The organism is Micromonospora sp. C81 (genome assembly GCF_018070425.1).
Lineage (GTDB): Bacteria > Actinomycetota > Actinomycetes > Mycobacteriales > Micromonosporaceae > Micromonospora > Micromonospora zamorensis.
Genome location: NZ_JAGPXS010000003.1, coordinates 477,799 through 494,664, shown reverse-complemented (window position 1 = coordinate 494,664; position 16,866 = coordinate 477,799). Strand labels below are relative to the sequence as shown.

The window sequence follows — 16,866 nt, the reverse complement described above, 5'->3', positions numbered from 1 at the left end:
GCGGTCGCTGGTCAGTGCCAGGCCATGTTGATGGCCCGCTCGAAGTTGACGTAACCGGCGCGGGCGAAGGCCTTTGCCATGGGTACGTTGCCCAGGTCGGTGGCGGCGCGGATGCGTGGGACGTCCTCGGCGGCCAGGGTTCGGGTGCCTTCGGCGAGGAGGCCGTCGACGTACCCGCGGCCCCGGTGTTCGGGGACGACGCCGAGATAGGCGATCACCGGGTGGTAGGCGTTGCGCGCCGGAATGACGAACCCGACCGGGTCGCCGTTCTCGCCCAACGTGCCGATGCGCCACCACTCACGAGGGCTGGAGTACGTGGCGAGTTCCTGCTCGTAGTGCTTGAGCGCGGCCTCGTGGGGCGACATCTGCGCCAGGTCGGTACGGCTGTGTGCGTCCAGGGTCCCGTCCAGGGCGCGGGTCATCAGCGCGACCAGCTCGTCGGTGTCCAGGGCCGGGCGGAAGGCCAGTCGCTGGTCGGGCGTGGGCAGGCCGGCCGCGGGGCGCCACTCCAGGCGTAGCCGTTCGACAGTCAGGCGTGCGCCGGCGCTCTCGAGGACGCCCATCCTGGCACGCACCGCCCGGTACGTGTCCGGGTCCTCCCGCCAGTCGGCGGGGATGAAGCGGCCGTATTCGGGAGGGACAGCGCCGGGTGCCAGGACCTGCTTCGCGGCGGTCTCGTACAACGCCTGCGCCACCTCGGTGAGGTCTTCGGCACCGTCGTCGACGTCGAGGATGTCCAGCAGCAGCGGAGCGGTGTCGTCGCCGCGACCCCACCAGGCGACCCTGGCCAGCAGGCGGTCGCCGCGCAGGGCCACCCACATCCACTCCGGTCGGCGGCGCTTGTCGGCGAGGTCGTCGTCGAACTCGTGGTTGATGGTGTACGGCAGGCGGTTGAACAGGGCGATCTCGTCCGGCCCGGTGATGGGACGGATCGTGACACCGCCGGGGGATGTGCTCATGCGGACTCGTTCCCGGTCTGTGCGCGCGTGTAGGTGAGGAAGAGAGCGCCACTGTCCAGAACGGTGTGGTCGGTCAGGCGCCAGGTGGTTGGCGCGAAGACGGCGTCGCGGCCGAACAGCGGGATGCCGGCGCCGATGGTCAACGGGGCAAGCTTGATGATCAGCTGGTCGATCTCGGGGTAGAGGGCACCGGCCAGGGCGCCGCCGCCGATCACCCAGACGTCCCTGCCGTCGTGGCGCTTCAGCTCTCGTACGGTGGCAATGGGGTCCTCGGCGATGACCTCGACGGCCGGGTCCGGGCTGGCGCCCAGCGTGCGGGAGAACACCAGGTGGCGCAGATGCGGGTACGCGTCGGTCACGCCGGCCTTCAGGCCCACCTCGTAGGAGTGGCGCCCTTCCAGCACGGTGTCGAACCGGCTGCCCTGGTCGGTGATGCCGAACGCCTGCCGGGCCGGACCGGGCAGGGTCTCCGGGTATTCGCCGACGAGGTGGCGCAGGTAGTCGTCCGGGATGGGCCAGAAGCCGTCGGGGCCGGTGGGGTCGGCGCCGTCGGGACCGGCGATGAAACCGTCCAGGGTGGCGGCGATGTAATACACGAGCTTGCGCACGACGATCTCCTCGTTCAGGCTGCCGGCTGCTGTTCAGCGACGACGCCCATCAGCCTGCCCGGCGAGGACCCGGGCTACAAGATCACATCTGGCAACGTGCCATAACCCTTCGCTAATGCGTGGATCGGGGACAGTGATGGAACTCCGCGACATCGAAATATTTCTGACCCTCGCGGAGGAACTGCACTTCACCCGCACCGCCGAGCGGCTGCACGTGACCCAGGCCCGGGTCAGCCAGGCGATCAGGAAGCAGGAACGTCGGATCGGCGCGGCGCTGTTCGAGCGGAACAACCGGCAGGTGGCACTCACACCGATCGGTCAACGGCTCTTCGACGACATTCAGCCCATGTACCGAGGGCTGCACGAGGGCATGGACCGGGCCAGGCTCGCCGCCCGCGGCAGGACCGGGGTGCTGCGGGTCGGGTCGATCGCCGTCAACCTCCACGATTTCCGCGAGTTGTTCGACGGGTTCGCAAAGGATCACCCGGAGTGCGAGGTGCAACTCCGGCATGTCGACTTCGGCGACCCCTTCGGTCAGCTGCGCGCCGGCGACATCGACGTGCAGATCGTGTGGCTGCCCGTCAAGGAGCCGGACCTCACCGTCGGCCCGGTCATCTACACCGAACCCATCGTGCTGGCCGTCGGGGCGACCCACCGCCTGGCCGGCCGTGAGTCGGTCTCCTACGAGGACCTGGCGGACGAGACGGTCATGGGCGGGGCCCGGCCGGACTACTGGCGGGAGATCCTGGTGCCCGTACGCACACCCAGCGGCCGGTTGATCAGGATCGGCCCGTCGGTCTCCAACTTCCAGGAGATGATCCCGATCCTCGTCACGGGCGAAGCCGTCTCACCGGTCCACGCCCAGGCCGCCCGCTACTACGCGCGGCCGGACCTCGCCTACGTGCCCATCCATGACGCCCCGCCGGGCCGGTGGGGGCTGATCTGGCGTACCGGCAGCGAGACCGAACTCATCCGGTCGTTCGCCAGCGCCGCACGCCACCTCACCTCCATCGAGTAGCCCGGCTGGCTCACCCCTGCCGCGTGGTACGAATGCCGCAGAGCGCGCATAAAACACAGAACGGGCCGAGCCGATGACGACGAGCAGGGCGGGCAAGCTGCTGCGGAAGCCCGGGGACCCGCAACGGGCCACCTTCCTGGAGCTCTTCTTCGATCTGGCGTTCGTCTACGTGCTCATCCAGCTCGGGCAGGTGCTCAGCCAGAACCTCACCTGGCGTGGGGCCTTCCACACGCTGGTGCTGCTGTTGGCGGTGTGGTGGGTCTGGTGCAGCACGGCGACGGTCCCGGACCGGTTCGACCCGCAGCGGCCGACGATACAACTGCTGGTCATCGCGACCCTGGTCGGCAGTCTGCTGATGGCCGTCGCGCTACCGGAGGCCTTCGGAGCGCAGGGCCTGGTCTTCGCGGGAGCGTACGTCGCCGTCCAGGTCGGTCGCAGCGTCGGCCTTCTCATCGCCCTGCGGGGCCACGAGCTGCAGCGCGGCGCCCTACGGGTGGTCATCTGGTTCTGCGTGTCCGCCGTGCCGTGGATCGCGGGGGCACTGGTGCACGGCACCGCCCGGGAGGCACTGTGGGTGCTGGCGGTGGCCATCGACTATCTGGCCGGAAAACTCCGCTACCTGACACCCGGCCTGGGCCGCTCGCCGCCCTCGGAGTTGCCGAGCGCGGCCGAACACCTGGCCGAGCGCCACCGGCAGTTCTTCATCATCGCGCTGGGCGAGATGATCCTGGTCTCCGCGTCGACCCTCGGCGGCAGCGGCTTCGCGCCCGACCGGACCACGGCGTTCCTGGTGTCGATCGCCGCCACGGTGCTGCTCTGGCGCATCTACATCTACCGTGCCGGGGAACTGTCGGCGTCCGCCATCGCCGGCTCCCGCGATCCGGCCCGCCTCGGACTGTCGGCGTTCTACGCCCACCTGGTCATGGTGGCCGGTGTCGTCGTCGCGGCGGTCGGCGCCGAACTCGTCATCGCCCATCCGTCCGGGCATCCTGAACCGGCCTGGATCGCGATCATCCTCGGCGGACCGGCGCTGTTCCTGGCCGGGCGCTCCCGCTTCGAGTACGTGGTCTTCAGCCGGGTGTCCCAGGATCGGCCGATCGGGCTGCTCGCCCTGGCCGCCCTGACGCCGTTGATGTTCCTCGTACCGCCGATCGTGGCCGCCCTCGCCGCCGCCGCGGTCCTGGCCGGGGTCGCCATCTCGGACGCCGCCCGCGCGAGAGGACGTCCATCTGAGGTGCCAACGCCACCTGGATAGCCGGCCAGGACCCACGCCGTCACCGTCGCAGCTGCTTTTCGAACCAGTGGTGGGCGTAGCGCTCGGTGTTGTACGCCCCGATCTCCCGGTAACCCGCCGCCCGGTACAGGGCGATCGCCTCGGTGAGGTTGCGGTTGGTGTCCAGCCGGACGGCCGTCGCGCCACGGTCGGCGGCGTAGCGTTCCAGCTCGCCCAGCAGCCGCCGCCCGACGCCGAGCCCGCGTACGGTGTCGGCCACCCAGACGCGTTTGATCTCGGCGGGCGCGTCGGGGTGGAGTTTGACCGCGCCGCAGCCGATCGGTTCGGTGTTGAGGGTGGCGAGCAGGAGCACGCCGGCGGGCGGGACGAGTGCCTCGTCGTGGACGGGGTTGCTCAGCGCCGGGTCGAACCCGTCGTCGAGTCGACTGGCGATGTCCCGGGCGTACGCGCGCAGGCAGGCGCGGGCCCGCGGGTCGCTCGGCGGGCACGGCTCGATGACGACCATCGACCCGACGAGGAGGCGTTCGACCTCGGCCATGGCGGCGACGAGTCGTTCGCGCCGGTGCTCGCTGAGTGGTTCGAGGATCGAGGCGGCGAGGTCGTCCGACCGCTCGTCGAGGTCGGCCCATGCCGTACGGCCGGCGTCGGTGAGCGCGGCGGTGCGGACCCGGCCGTCGCCGGCCTGGTCGGCCGGTCCCACGGTGATCAGGCCGTCGTTCTCCAGCGTGCGCAGGAGTCGGCTGAGGTATCCGGAGTCCAGGCCGAGCCGGGCGCGCAGCGCGGCGACCTCGGCACCGGTGGGGCCGATCTCCCAGAGCAGGCGGGCCTGCCCGAGGGGTCGCCCCTGGGCCATGTACTCGTCGTCGAGCGCACCCACCCGTTGGGTGACCGTCCGGTTGAACCGCCGTACGGCGGCGATGAGCGCGGAGTCCATAAGCCTGACTTTAGTCAGGATTCCGGATGCGGTGGTAGGAGAGGATGCCGGCGTGGTCCAGGACGACCACAGTGAGCACCACCCCGGTGGCGACCGCGGTGACCGCCAGCAGCGGCAGTCGCAGGACGGCCGCGCCGACGGCCAGCACGAGCAGGGCCACCACCCGCGGCCAGGAGAGCCGTCGGTGGATCGACAGCGAGAAGAGGATCCGCCCGACGAGGAACAGCATCGGACCGCCCAGGATGACGACGGCCGCGGTCGTGTCGGCTGCCCTGGTGGGGTGGGCGATGCTCAACTCCGCCCCGACGGCGGTGACCACCAGCCCGGCGATCATCACGAGGTGCAGGTATCCGGTGATGACGCCGAGCCGGGACGGGTCGGCGTCATCGATGGCCGGCGCCAGCCGCTGGCCGGCGGGCGTCACGTAGAGCAGACCGGTCAGCACGGCGGTGGCGAAGACCAGCAGGAAGGCGGCGGTCTGCGGGAGGTCGAGGTGGGTGCCGGCGTACGAGAGCCCGGCGACCAGGACGAGTTCGCCCAGCGCAATGATCATGATCTGCTGGTACCGCTCGGCGAAGTGCTCGCCGGCGAGGCGCAACTCCTGCCCGCTCGTCCGTCCTAGCCGTGGGGTGGGCCAGCCGATTCGTGGGCCGGTGAAGTCGAGGGCGAGGGCGAGCACCCAGAGCGGCACCCGCCACTCCGGCAGGAACCCACCGACCAGCCACGGTACGGCGGAGACACCGAACCAGCAGAGGATCCGCACCGCCCTCTTCTGGCGGGGGTGACCGCGCAGCGCGAACGCGGTCACCGCGCCCCGGGCGATGTGGACCGCGACGTACGCGCCGGCGAAGAGCAGGCCGCGCCCGTCCAACGCCTGCGGGATCGCCACCCCGGCCAACAGGCTGCCCAGCGCGGCGACGACCAGCAGCCACCGGACCAACGGGCTCTCCGGGTCGTACCAGTCGGCGAACCACGTGGTGGTCACCCAGATCCACCACACCCCGGCCAACAACACCGCGGTACGCAGTGCGCCGGCCAGGGTGAGGTCGTGCAGCAGGTGCCCCGCCAGTTGACTGAGGGCGAGCACGAACGCCAGGTCGAAGAAGAGCTCCAGGAACGAGGCGCTCAGCGGTGAGTCGCTGCCCCGCAGCAGCCGTTCGGGCCTGCTCGCCATCGGCGCTCCTCCCCGGTGGCACGCACGCCCCGCGTCCGTCGTACCACCCGAGGTGGCCACCGGAGGCGGAAACGGGTCGGCGGCGGACGCCGACCGTGGGAATCCACGGTCTCCGGCTCGCCGGCGGATCTCGATGTTCAGCACCCCTGGCGACGACCCGCTGACCCCTCGTGTCGTTGATCCGGCAGCGCCCATGGTCGTCGCTGACCACGGTGGGGGCACCGACTCAACGAGGAGGGACGCCGATGACCGCTCAGCGGGAGACCGTGCAGGTCGATCACGACCTGTTCCGCGCCGTGTACGACTCACCCGCATCACTGCCCGGCCGACACCGCTGGACCACCCCGGAGTCGGACGTCCGGCGGTTGGAGAAGCTGCTCGGCATGCCGGCGCGCAGCATCGGCGCCCCGCTCTGGGTCAGCGGCGACGAACCGGACTGCCCGAAGTGCGGCCGGCGGGTCACCTGGTACGACATCGTGTCGTCGGCGCTCTCCGGCCTGCACGACAAGACCATGATCGCCACCGTCATCCTCGGCGAGCGCAAGTACGTCAACACCGGGATCCCGGACGCCATCGCCGGCGTGCGCTGCGCCGACTGCCACACCGCGATCGACGGCCTGCGCAGCTTCAAGTGCCACAACTGGGCGTACGCCTTCGAGGAGTTGGAAGCCGTGCGCGAACGGATGGCCGGCGGTCTCCCGCCGACCTGACCGGGCCGCCGGCCCCTCCCGCTGGCCGACCCAGGCCGCCGCCACCGGGCCGGCGGTCCCGAGCTGATGCGGGAGTCGGTCGAGGCGGCTCAGCCGGCCGAGCGACGGGTGGGACGGCGGCCGGGCGGGGAGGATGGCTCCGGCCCCGGGTCGGTCACCGGGGGCATCGGCCGGGTGACCGGCTCCGCGCCGGTTACCCGCACCGACTCACCGTGGTGCCACAGCTCGACCTCGGTGTCGGCGGCCGCGTCGGGCAGTTCGTAGCAGGCCTCGCTGCGGGTCAGCGTGACCCGCAGCCGGTGGCCGCGCCAACGCAGGCTGAAGGCCAACCGGTCGATCCGACGCGGCAGCCGGGGGTCGAAGGAGAGCACCGCCCGGTCGTCGCGCAGCCCGCCGAAACCCTGCACGAGTGCCAGCCACGCACCGGCCAGCGAGGCCAGGTGCAGCCCGTCGGCGGTCTTGTCCCCCAGATCCGCCAGGTCCTGGAGGACCGACTCGGCGAACAGGTCGTACGCCAGATCCAGGTGCCCGACCTCGGCTGCCAGCACCGCCTGCGGGGCGGCCGACAGCGACGAGTCGCGGACCGTGCGGGCCTCGTAGTAGGCCAGGTTGCGGGCCTTCTCGGCGGCGGTGAACTCACCGGGGCAGAGCTGCATGGCGAGCACCAGATCGGCCTGCTTGACCACCTGTTTGCGGTACAACTCCAGGTACGGGAAGTGCAGCAGCAGCGGGTAGTCGTCCTCGCTCGTGTTCGCGAAGTCCCACTCGGGCTGCTGGGTGAAGCCGGCGGCCTGCTGGTGCACCCCGCGCTCGTGGTCGTACGGGATGAACATGGCGTCGGCGGCGGCCCGCCAGCCGGTCACCTCGTCGTGGTCCACGCCGAGCCGACCGGCCACGTCGGGGTGACGCTCGGCGGCGTCCGCCGCTCCCAGCAGGTTGCGCTTGGCCATCAGGTTGGTGAAGACGTTGTCGTTGACCAGCGCTGCGTACTCGTCCGGGCCGGTCACGCCATGCAGGTGGAAGTCACCCTCGTCCGACCAGTGCCCGAAGCCGTGCCAGAGCCGTGCGGTCTCCACCAGCAACTCCAGCCCCGCCTCAGCGAGGAACCGCTGGTCGTCGGTTGCCGCCAGGTAGCGCAGCACCGCGTCGGCGATGTCGGCGTTGACGTGCAGCGCCGCGGTGCCCGCCGGCCAGTAGCCGGATGATTCCCGGCCGCCGATGGTGCGCCACGGGAAGGTTGCGCCGGCCAGCCGCAGCTCGCGGGCCCGCTCCCGAGCCTCCGGCAGGTGGGCGTGCCGCCAGGTCAGCGCCGAGCGGGCCACCGCCGGGGCCAGGTAGGTGAGCACCGGCAGGACGTAGCTCTCGGTGTCCCAGAGGACGTGCCCGTCGTAGCCGTTGCCGGTCAACCCCTTCGCCGAGATGGTCCGCCCCGAGTCCGGGCGGCCGGCCTGGATCAGGTGGAACATCCCGAAGCGGACCGCCTGCTGGAGATCCTGGTCGCCGTCGAGCTGCACGTCGGCGACCTGCCAGGCCGCGTCCAGAGCGGCACGCTGGTCGGTGAGCAGGGCGTCGAAGCCGTCCGCGCGGGCCGCGTCCGCCTCGGCGACGACCAGGGCCGCCAACTCGTCGGCCGGTGTCCCGTCGACCGATGCCCACTCGTACGCGGCGAACTTCGTCAGCCGCAGGCGCTCCCCCGGGTGCAGGCGACCCGTCACGGTCAGCCTGACCCGGTCCGGGGTGCAGTCACCGGTGGTGGTGACGGTGTCCGGCCCGTCCAGCAGGTGACTGACGGCGACAGCGACGCGCTGACCGCTGCGCTCGGTGCGGTGCACCAGCATCCCGTCGAGGCCGGTCGCGCTGTACGACTCGGCGGTCAGCGGGTCGGTGGGCACCGAGGCTGCCCGAGGGTCGTCGGAACGCTCCGGCACCGTCTCGTTGGCCAGCAGGTCCGAGCAGACCCGGAGCTCGACGGGGGCGCCCAGTGGTTCGACCTCGTACCGGACGGCGGCCACCGGGCGGCGCGGCAGGGACACCAGTCGGGTGCTGCGGATGCGCACCGCCCGCCCCGCCGGCGAGATCCACTCGGTTTCCCGGCGCAGCACACCGTTGCGCAGGTCGAGCACCCGTTCGTGGCGGCGCAGCGTCCCGGTCCGGATGTCCAGCGGCTCGTCGCCGACCCAGAGCCGGATCAGCGCGGCGTTCGGCGCACTGATGGCGGTGTCGCTGGCCTGCGGGAACGCGTACCCGTCCTCGGGGTAGGTCAGCTCCCGCCGCTCGTGCAGACCGTTGACGTAACTGCCCGGCATCCCGCAGGGTGCGCCCTCGTCGAGCACACCACGCCAACCGACCCACCCGTTACCCAACGCGAAGATCGATTCGGTCTCGCCGAGCCGGTCCAGATCGGCCTCCGTACGCCGAATCTGCCAGGTCACGTCGTCCGCCGCCCCGGTAGCGGGCGGCGGTTGGTCGGTGGCCGAACTGGTGTGCACGAAGCCTCCTGTGGATGCCGACGTCCTTGACCAGCCAAGCAGAGCCGGCTGAACGAATCCTGGACGAAGGTCATGAAGCCGACCTGACCTTCGACGGCTGCCATGCCCTCTGCCGGTTCCTAGGGTGTCCCCAAGGTGAACAAGGTATGAACGTGGAGTGAGGTGATGCATGGTCCACAACGGCAGCATGGACGTTCCGGAGATCAGCGCTGAGTGGTACGACGACGTCGTCGACGCCGCCGCCCGCAGCCCAGAACCGGTGCAATGGTTCGTCGGACACGCCACCGAGGGGGTGATCCTGCTGCTCGGCGTGCTGCTGCTGATGGCCGCGCTGAGCCGCCGCGGCGGCGGCCCGCACGACCGGGCACTCGCGCTGATCGCGCCGGTGCCGGCCCTCCTGGCGTACGTGGGCAGCGAATTCTTCAAGACCGTGGTGGACGAGGACCGCCCCTGCCGGACGATCGGGCGGGCGATCATCGCGGGTGCCTGCCCACCCCCTGGTGACTGGTCGTTTCCCAGCAACCACGCCACCGTCGCCGGCGCGCTGGCGGTCACCACGCTGCTGCTCTCCCGCCGGCTCGGTCTGATCGCGCTGCCGCTGGCCGCGCTCGGCGCCTTCTCCCGGGTCTTCGTGGGAGTGCACTACCCGCACGACGTGGTCGCGGGCGTGCTGTTCGGGGCCCTGGTCGTCGTGGTGGCAACCCCGCTGCTGGCCCGACCCACCGCCGAGGTGCTGCGCCGCCGAGCCGACCGCGCCGACAGCCCGGTCCCCAAACTGGCGAGCCGCTCCCGCCCCTGACCCGGTCAGAGTGCCAGTGCGAGGGCACCTACCGTGCCGAGGAGCAGGAACGGGCCGAACGGCAGGTGCGTGCTCCAGCGGGCACGCCGCGTGGCGAGCAGAGCCAGACTCACCAGGGCGGACAGCCCGAAGGCGAGCAGCAACCCGAGGAGCAGCACCGGCCAGCCGTACCAGCCGAGCAGTGCTCCCACACTGAGCGCCAGCTTGGCGTCGCCCAGCCCGAAGCCGCGACGGCCGAGCAGCAACGTGGTGCTGGCGAAGAACAGCGCCAGTCCCGCGCCGCCGATGACGGCTCTCAGCCAGTGCCCCGGCTCGGCGTCGAGCGCGGCGACGCCGAGCAGGAGCCAGGTCCCGGCAGCCGCCGGCAGGGTGAGCCGGTCCGGCAGCCGGTGCACGGCCAGGTCGACGAAGACCGCCGGGATCGTCCAGCCGAGCCACCAGGCCAGCGCCGGGAGCGCCCCGTCCGACGGACCGACCAGGGCCAGCAGCACCATAGCGGCGAGCAGCGCCAACTCGACGGTGCCCGGTGGCGGCCCGACCCGCGCCCGGCAGCGACCGCACCGGGCCGCCGGGCCGAGCGCCGGCCAGGGCCGGGTCAGGCCGAGCGGCGCGCCGCACGCGTCGCAGCCGGTGCGGCTGGGCATGCCCGGGGGTACGGCGTAGCGCAGCGCGGCCATCCGCATCAGTGGACCGATGGCGAGGATCGCGAGCACTGTCGCGAGTCGGGTGCGGGCCACAGCAGGAACGCGCTCCGCGTCTGGTCGACGATCCGGAGGGGGCGCTTCCCGGTCAGCGGGGTTCGTCGTGTCGCCGATCGGTGGGGAGGCCGGGCTCCGATCGGGTAGGTTTTCGCGCCCCGGGACGGCTGCCGGGGGGCCGGTCAGCGCCATGCCGCGTCCGTGACGCCCGGGTGGTCCCCCGCGAAGGTGAACACGCATCGTGACGGAACGATCGCTGTGGTGTAGCGAATGGCGCAGAAAGCGACCTTGCCGAGCGGCCGTGGGACGGCGCTCTCGACCGGCCTCCGAGTGGGCATCCCGTCGGACGAGGTGACCCCCGGACGGGTCGGCAACTCCGCTGGGATGCCGGGATGAGGGCGCGATGTCCTACTCCCGGGACCGGCGACCGGACGTACCGGACGCCACCCGTCCCAACGACGCCCGATCTTCAACGAACCCTTGCTCGGCCACTGCCTCGGGCGCAGTGCGGACACCCGCCACCACCACCTGTCATCACTGAGAGTGTTCACTTGAATTACCTCTGTTGCATCGGCGAACGTCAGCCTATGCTCGCCCCTTGGGTGTGACGCAAGCCTCACCTCGACAACCGGAAGACACAGGACCTTGCATTTGTAGAAGATCCGTAACGGTGAATGCAGAAGCGCAATGAACGGCTCCGGATGTGCTGATCCGGGCGCGCTTCCGCATGCCCGGCGGCGGTGGACCGACACCGCGCGGGGCGACCACGAGGAGGCTCGACGGTGCGCGGACGGCAGCTCAGACGAGCGGCAATCTGCCTGCTGGCGGTCGTAGCGGCGGTGCCGGTCACCGCCTGCGCCAGCGGACAGGAGTCGGTCGGACGACCGGCGGCAGCCCGTGAAGACGGACAACGGGCCGATCCCGACGCAGAACGGAGAGCTGCCGAAAAGGCGGCCCTCGACGCGTACTCCGGTTATCTCGCGGCCTCACGAACGGCGAGTGGGCGCAGTGACCCACGCGCGCCGGAACTCGCCCGGTATCTCGCCGACCCACTTCTCAGTCGGGTCCAATTGTCCATTCGCGATGCTAAGGAGCACGGCGCTATGCGTACCGGGACGGTGAAGTCCGACCCGACCGTGACCGCGGTCAGCCTCGACGCGAAGCCGGCGACCGTGGAGATCCAGGACTGCCTGGACACGACCGGCTACCGACTGGTCTACGCGAAGGACAAGCGCGTGGTCCCGGGCAGCGGGGGCGGCAAGCACCTCTCCACCGCCACCGCCACCCGGTATCCCGACGGCCGCTGGCTGATCAACTATGGCGCGACGCACCGGGATCAGCCGTGCTGACGTGGCAGGAAGGAGGCGCTCCGGCCCGTACGCGTCGGGCTGGCGCCACCTGGCGCGCGCTCGCCGGGATCGGCCTCGCGCTCCTGCTGGTGGCCGGCGCGACCCCACCGGCCGCCGCCGCTGGGCGCGCCGACCCGGGGGCCGGCTGCCCACCGGACCAGCCCGACTGCAGCGTGTGGGACGACGAACCCGGCAACCCGGGTGACCCGGGCGGCGGCGGTGACGACGGTGGGGACGAAGGCGGCGGTGGCGGTGGCGGCGGCGTCTGCCGGTGGGACGGGCGGACCATCCCCTGCTACGACGAGTTCAAGGGCTGGTTCAACAGCGGCGACGGCTGCTACTACAAGCTGGCCTCGCCGCAGAACGAGGCACCCGAGGGTCAGCAGTGGTACGTGCAGACCTGCAACGGCGGCGCCGACGTGGGCAATCGGAACATGGTTCTACGGGCCGAGCCGCCACCCGGATACGGCGCGCCACCCAACCCGGAGGAACTCGCCCGTCGCGCCCTTGCGTCGATCAAGCTGCTGCCGGCACCGCTGAAGGTCGCACCTCGCAAGGGCATCGGCCCCGGCCTGGTCGGTCTGCCGGTCTGGATGTGGGCGGACCCGGGCGAGAACTACTTCGGCCCGTTGACCGCCAAGGCGACCGACCGGGACGTGACCGTCGAGATCACGGCGAAGGTCGACCGGACCGTGTGGGACATGGGCAACAAGGAGACGGTCACCTGCTACAGCGCGGGCACCGAGTACAAGCGCGACGGCGAGCGTGCGGGCGGCACTTCCCCGACCTGCGGCTACGACAACGGCTACCAGAAGGCCGGCAAGTACCGGATCAGCGCCACCACGCACTGGAAGGTGACCTGGCGCGGCGGTGGCCAGACCGGAGAAATCCTGGTGACCCGCCGCAGCGGCGTCGTGCAGATCCAGATCAACGAGCTTCAGGTGGTGACCCGGTGAGTGAGCCCAGTGTGCGAGCCCCGCGAACGGAGATGACGCAGTGAGCCTCGCGACGCGCAACGGAACCGGGTCGGTCGACGCGCCGGTCACCCCACCGACTGTGGTCCGGCAGCGCCGGGTCCGCCCGGGGTTACTGGGTCTCGCCGTACTCCTGATCGCCCTGGGTGGGTTGGGCGCGGCGTTCGCGGTCACCTCGGTCCGTGCCACCGGTAGCTACCTCGCGGTGGCCCGGCCGGTGGAGGTGGGCCGCGAGATCAGCGCCGCTGACCTGGTCAGCGTGCAGGTCGCCGGCGGTCAGGGGTTGCGCCCGGTGCCGGCCGGCCGGCTCGACGAGGTGATCGGCAAACGGGCCGCGGTGGCGCTGGTCCCGGGCACCCTGCTCACGCTGGGGCAGGTCACCGACGACCCGCTGCTCGGCCCCGGCCAACAGCAGATCGCGCTCGGTCTGAAGACCGCCCAGGTGCCGGCCCGCGAACTGCACCCCGGTGACAAGGTCCTGCTGGTCAGCACGCCGGACAGCAACGCCACCGGGGACGCGGCCGCAGCGAGCACCCGGTTCACGGCCACCGTGATCGACATGGTCAGCCCGGCGAACGACGACAAGGTCCTGTACCTGGCGCTGCCCACCCGCGATGTCCCGGCGGTGGTGGCGCTCGCCGCACAGGAACGGCTCGCCGTCGTGCTGACCGAAGCGGCCTGAGCATGGCGATCATCGCGCTGGTGTCCGCGAAGGGTTCGCCCGGCGTCACGACCTCGGCGCTGGCCTGCGCGCTGGCCTGGCACCGGCGGCTGGTGCTCGCCGAATGCGACCCGGCCGGCGGCTCCATCCTCGCCGGCTACCTGGGCGGTCAGCTGGACGGCCCGCGCGGCATCGGGGAACTGGCCGTCGGGGAGCTGCGCGACGGCAACCTGGAAACCGCGTTCTGGTCCCAGCTGGTCGACCTGGACGCGCCCCGTCGGGAACGGCTGCTGCTGCCCGGGCTCGTCGACCCAGCCCAAGGTGGCAGCGTCACCCCGCTCTGGCAGCGCTTCGCCGACTACTTCGACGCGCTGGACCGTGGCACCCCCGGCTATGACGTCCTGGTCGACTGCGGCCGGCTGCACGTCACCGGGCCACCGTGGCCGGTGCTGCGGGCCGCGTCGGTGGTGCTGCTGGTGACCGGGGCGCAGCTGCCGGACCTCTCCGGCACCCGGGCGGTGGTCACCGCCATCGAACGGGACTTCGCCGAGCACCGGGTTCCGCCGGGCACCCTGCGGCTGCTGCTGGTCGGCGACGGGCACGGGCGCACCGAGATCAGCCGAGCCCTGAAACTGCCGGTGATCGCACGGCTGCCGCACGACCCGCGTACCGCCGGGGTGCTCGCCCTGGGCGGCACCGTCCGCGCCGGACGGCCGCTGATGCGCGCGGCGGCCGCGCTGGAGGTGCCGATCGGCGCGCTGCTGGAACGGCGACGGGCCCGGCTGGCGTGGCCCGTGCAGCAGGGGGTGCCGGATGCGGTTTGAGCCGGTCTCCACCGACCCGCGCCAGCAGCCGCCGGGCGTCACCTCGACCGTGCCGCCACTGGCCCCGTCGAACGGGCGACACCAGCAGGCCGGGCCGATGCCGCAGGCACCGCCCGCGGCCACGGCGCAGCCGGAGGCGGCACCCCGGCCCCGAATGGACTTCCAGGTGGTCCGGGAGTTGCGCCGGGAACTCACCGAACGGCTCACCCTGTGGCAGCGCGGCCGGGAGTTCACCGTCGACGAGGAGGACACCGAACGGGCGCGGCTCGCCGTCGGGGTGGTCGCCGCGTACGCCGACTCCGTGCGCCGGGCCGGCACGCCGATGGCCGCCGGTGAGGAACGCCTGCTGCTCGACCAGGTGACCGCCGAGCTGGTCGGGCTCGGCCGGCTACAGACCCTGCTGGTCGACGAGACCATCGAGGAGGTGCACATCCTCGGCTGCGACCAGGTGCGCATCACCCGGCACGGCGGCGGGGTGGACTGGGCCGAGCCGATCGCCGACAGCGACGCCGAGCTGGTGGAGATCCTCCAGGCGGCGGCCCGCCGGGCGGGCGCGACCGAGCGGTCCCTGTCCACAGTGAAGCCCACCCTCGACCTGCAACTGCCCGACGGCAGCCGGCTGGCCGCCGTGTTCCTGGTCAGCCACCGCCCGTACGCGGTGATCCGCAAGCACAACACCCTGGACGTGAGCCTCGACGACGTGGCCGGTGCCCGGGGCGACCTGGACGAGATGATCGACCCGCTCCTGCGCGACTTCCTCCGCGCGGCCATGCGCGCCGGACTGAACATCATGGTCGCCGGGTTGGCCGGCGCCGGGAAGACCACGATCATCCGGGCGTTGATGAACGAGATCCCGCAGGACGAGCCGTACGTGCTGCTGGAGGAGAGCCGGGAGCTGTTGCCGGCCCGCCGTCGGGAACGGCACCGGGCGGTGATGAGCTTCGAGGCCCGGGAGGGCCATGGGGAGCGCGGCTTCGACGGCCGCCCGGCCGGTGAGGTGACCATCGCCGACCTGATCCCGTTGTCGCTGCGGATGGGCGTACTGCGGATCATCGTGGGTGAGGTGCGGTCCCGCGAGATCGTGCCGATGCTCCAGGCGATGACCACCAGCCGGGGCTCGATGTGCACCATCCACGCCCGCACCGCTGCCGGGGTGGGTGAACGGATCGTCGAGCTGGCGTTGGCGCACGGCCGTGAGATGACAGTCGACCAGGCCCGCCGGATGGCCGGCAACGCCCTCGACCTGATCGTCTACGTCACCGTCGAGGACGAGACCGCGATCGGCGGGCGTAAACACCGGTTCGTCTCCCACGTGGAGGAGGTGATCGGCGCCGGCGAGGGCGGCCGGATCACCACCACCACGGTCTTCGGGCCCGGGCCGGACGGTCGTGCGGTCCCCCGGCACCTGCCGGAGCGGGTGCGTGACCAGTTGCTGCGGGTGGGTTACGACGTACGGCTGCTGACCCGGTGGATCGAGGCCGGCGCAGGCGCCTGGCGGCGACCCCGGCAGACCCGACTGGCCCGGCGGTGACCTGATGCTGAGCCTGGAGTTGATCGCGGTGGTCTCCGGGGCCGCCTGCGTGGCCGGATTGCTGCTGGCCGTGGTGGCCCTCGTCGGCACCCGACGGCCTCCCGGGTCCCGCCCCGGTGGCGGTTCGGGTCTCGATCGACTGTGGCGTGGGCCCGGCAGCACGCCCTCCGAGCAGCGGTCCTACCAGGCGCTGCTGATCGCCGCGCTGGTCGCGGGCGCGTTGGCGTTCCTGCTGACCGGGCTGCCGGTGGTGGGTCTGCTGGTGGCGGTGGCGGTGCCCGGCACCCCGTGGCTGTTCGGGGTGGGTAAGGCCGAACAGCGGGCGATCGCCCGGATCGAGGCGGTCGGCGAGTGGACCCGACGCCTCAAGGACGTGTCCAACACCGGGCAGGGCCTCCAGCAGTCGATCATCGGCACGATCGGCAGCGTGCCACCCGGCGTCGAGGACGAGGTGCGACTGCTCGCCGCCCGTCTGCAGGCCGGCTGGGTGGCCCGCACGGCGCTGCTGGCGTTCGCCGACGAGATCGCCGACCCGGTCTGCGACCAGGTGGTCGCGGCGCTGATCCTGCACCTGTCCGACCGGGGCGAACGACTGGGTGACGTGCTCGGTTCGATCGCCGGCGCGGCGTCCGCCGAGGTCGCCACCCGCCGGGAGATCGAGGCCAAGCGCACCCAGCCCCGGTTCGCGGTCCGCTTCCTCACCGGAATGACCCTGGCGACCCTCGCGTACGGGCTGATCAACACCGAGTACATCAAGCCGTACGGCACTCCGGTCGGCCAGGTGGTGATGGCAGTCCTCGGTGCCGCCTTCATCGCCCTGCTGGCCTGGGTGCGGTCGATGAGTCAGCCGCAGCGGCCGGCCCGGTTCCTACCGGCGCCCGACCCGAGCGAGGTGATTGCGTGA

Annotated in this window: 15 protein-coding genes and 1 pseudogene; 10 read left to right on the top strand and 6 right to left on the bottom strand. The window is 71.7% G+C overall.

Going from position 1 to position 16,866, the window contains the following annotated elements; all coding sequences use genetic code 11:
• Positions 1-11: 11 nt before the first annotated feature.
• Positions 12-959, bottom strand: a complete 948-nt coding sequence (locus KBX46_RS08530) for a GNAT family N-acetyltransferase (RefSeq protein ID WP_210792000.1) — start codon at positions 957-959, stop codon at positions 12-14.
• The gene (locus KBX46_RS08525) at positions 956-1,567 is read right to left on the bottom strand and encodes a dihydrofolate reductase family protein (protein WP_210791999.1); all 612 of its coding nucleotides are present in this window, start codon (positions 1,565-1,567) and stop codon (positions 956-958) included. Before KBX46_RS08525 ends, KBX46_RS08530 begins: the two co-directional genes overlap by 4 nt.
• Before the next feature lie 115 nt (positions 1,568-1,682).
• Between KBX46_RS08525 and KBX46_RS08520 the strand changes: the two genes are divergently transcribed.
• Positions 1,683-2,585 carry a LysR family transcriptional regulator gene (locus KBX46_RS08520; RefSeq protein ID WP_247667115.1) on the top strand — a complete coding sequence of 301 codons (903 nt, stop codon included), beginning with the start codon at positions 1,683-1,685 and terminating at the stop codon, positions 2,583-2,585.
• Between the two features lie 73 nt (positions 2,586-2,658).
• The gene (locus tag KBX46_RS08515) at positions 2,659-3,840 is read left to right on the top strand and encodes a low temperature requirement protein A (protein ID WP_210791998.1); all 1,182 of its coding nucleotides are present in this window, start codon (positions 2,659-2,661) and stop codon (positions 3,838-3,840) included.
• 19 nt (positions 3,841-3,859) lie between these two features.
• Here the strand turns inward: KBX46_RS08515 and KBX46_RS08510 are convergent, their stop codons facing one another.
• Positions 3,860-4,753, bottom strand: a complete 894-nt coding sequence (locus KBX46_RS08510) for a helix-turn-helix domain-containing GNAT family N-acetyltransferase (RefSeq protein WP_210791997.1) — start codon at positions 4,751-4,753, stop codon at positions 3,860-3,862.
• A gap of 10 nt (positions 4,754-4,763) precedes the next feature.
• Entirely contained in the window at positions 4,764-5,927 is a 1,164-nt protein-coding gene (locus KBX46_RS08505) for a low temperature requirement protein A (protein ID WP_210791996.1), read from the bottom strand.
• Positions 5,928-6,172: 245 nt separating this feature from the next.
• On the opposite strand from KBX46_RS08505, the gene KBX46_RS08500 reads away from it, so the two are divergent.
• Positions 6,173-6,637, top strand: coding sequence for a hypothetical protein (locus tag KBX46_RS08500; protein ID WP_210791995.1), 465 nt, complete (start codon positions 6,173-6,175; stop codon positions 6,635-6,637).
• Positions 6,638-6,726: 89 nt separating this feature from the next.
• On the opposite strand, the gene KBX46_RS08495 is transcribed toward KBX46_RS08500, so the two are convergent.
• The gene (locus KBX46_RS08495; RefSeq protein WP_210791994.1) at positions 6,727-9,126 is read right to left on the bottom strand and encodes a glycoside hydrolase family 65 protein; all 2,400 of its coding nucleotides are present in this window, start codon (positions 9,124-9,126) and stop codon (positions 6,727-6,729) included.
• Positions 9,127-9,295: 169 nt separating this feature from the next.
• Here KBX46_RS08495 and KBX46_RS08490 point away from each other — a divergent pair, with 169 nt between their 5' ends.
• The gene (locus tag KBX46_RS08490; protein WP_210791993.1) at positions 9,296-9,925 is read left to right on the top strand and encodes a phosphatase PAP2 family protein; all 630 of its coding nucleotides are present in this window, start codon (positions 9,296-9,298) and stop codon (positions 9,923-9,925) included.
• Between the two features lie 5 nt (positions 9,926-9,930).
• On the opposite strand, the gene KBX46_RS08485 is transcribed toward KBX46_RS08490, so the two are convergent.
• Positions 9,931-10,608, bottom strand: a complete 678-nt coding sequence (locus KBX46_RS08485; RefSeq protein ID WP_210792044.1) for an A24 family peptidase — start codon at positions 10,606-10,608, stop codon at positions 9,931-9,933.
• A gap of 797 nt (positions 10,609-11,405) precedes the next feature.
• On the opposite strand from KBX46_RS08485, the gene KBX46_RS08480 reads away from it, so the two are divergent.
• The 6 genes and pseudogenes from KBX46_RS08480 (at position 11,406) to KBX46_RS08455 (ending at position 16,866) form a co-directional block, all read left to right on the top strand.
• Positions 11,406-11,972, top strand: a complete 567-nt coding sequence (locus tag KBX46_RS08480; protein WP_088950986.1) for a hypothetical protein — start codon at positions 11,406-11,408, stop codon at positions 11,970-11,972.
• The gene (locus KBX46_RS08475) at positions 11,966-12,928 is read left to right on the top strand and encodes a hypothetical protein (protein ID WP_374224946.1); all 963 of its coding nucleotides are present in this window, start codon (positions 11,966-11,968) and stop codon (positions 12,926-12,928) included. The genes KBX46_RS08480 and KBX46_RS08475 overlap by 7 nt, the downstream gene beginning before the upstream one ends.
• Positions 12,929-12,968: 40 nt before the next feature.
• Positions 12,969-13,628: an SAF domain-containing protein gene (locus KBX46_RS08470; protein WP_210791992.1), complete on the top strand. Its 660-nt coding sequence runs from the start codon at positions 12,969-12,971 to the stop codon at positions 13,626-13,628.
• 2 nt (positions 13,629-13,630) lie between these two features.
• On the top strand, positions 13,631-14,431 hold the full coding sequence (locus KBX46_RS08465; protein ID WP_088950983.1) for a hypothetical protein: 801 nt from the start codon (positions 13,631-13,633) through the stop codon (positions 14,429-14,431).
• On the top strand, positions 14,421-15,962 hold the full coding sequence (locus KBX46_RS08460) for a CpaF family protein (RefSeq protein ID WP_210791991.1): 1,542 nt from the start codon (positions 14,421-14,423) through the stop codon (positions 15,960-15,962). Before KBX46_RS08465 ends, KBX46_RS08460 begins: the two co-directional genes overlap by 11 nt.
• A pseudogene (locus KBX46_RS08455) lies at positions 15,923-16,866 on the top strand (type II secretion system F family protein). The gene KBX46_RS08460 and the pseudogene KBX46_RS08455 overlap by 40 nt, the downstream one beginning before the upstream one ends.

Excerpts from the sequence above, each read along its gene's own strand:
- KBX46_RS08530 (WP_210792000.1), bottom strand. The coding sequence starts at position 959 with ATGAGCACATCCCCCGGCGGTGTCACGATCCGTCCCATCACCGGGCCG.
- KBX46_RS08520 (WP_247667115.1), top strand. The coding sequence starts at position 1,683 with ATGCGTGGATCGGGGACAGTGATGGAACTCCGCGACATCGAAATATTT.
- KBX46_RS08515 (WP_210791998.1), top strand. The coding sequence starts at position 2,659 with ATGACGACGAGCAGGGCGGGCAAGCTGCTGCGGAAGCCCGGGGACCCG.
- KBX46_RS08510 (WP_210791997.1), bottom strand. The coding sequence starts at position 4,753 with ATGGACTCCGCGCTCATCGCCGCCGTACGGCGGTTCAACCGGACGGTC.
- KBX46_RS08505 (WP_210791996.1), bottom strand. The coding sequence starts at position 5,927 with ATGGCGAGCAGGCCCGAACGGCTGCTGCGGGGCAGCGACTCACCGCTG.
- KBX46_RS08500 (WP_210791995.1), top strand. The coding sequence starts at position 6,173 with ATGACCGCTCAGCGGGAGACCGTGCAGGTCGATCACGACCTGTTCCGC.
- KBX46_RS08490 (WP_210791993.1), top strand. The coding sequence starts at position 9,296 with ATGGTCCACAACGGCAGCATGGACGTTCCGGAGATCAGCGCTGAGTGG.
- KBX46_RS08485 (WP_210792044.1), bottom strand. The coding sequence starts at position 10,608 with ATGCGGATGGCCGCGCTGCGCTACGCCGTACCCCCGGGCATGCCCAGC.
- KBX46_RS08465 (WP_088950983.1), top strand. The coding sequence starts at position 13,631 with ATGGCGATCATCGCGCTGGTGTCCGCGAAGGGTTCGCCCGGCGTCACG.
- KBX46_RS08460 (WP_210791991.1), top strand. The coding sequence starts at position 14,421 with ATGCGGTTTGAGCCGGTCTCCACCGACCCGCGCCAGCAGCCGCCGGGC.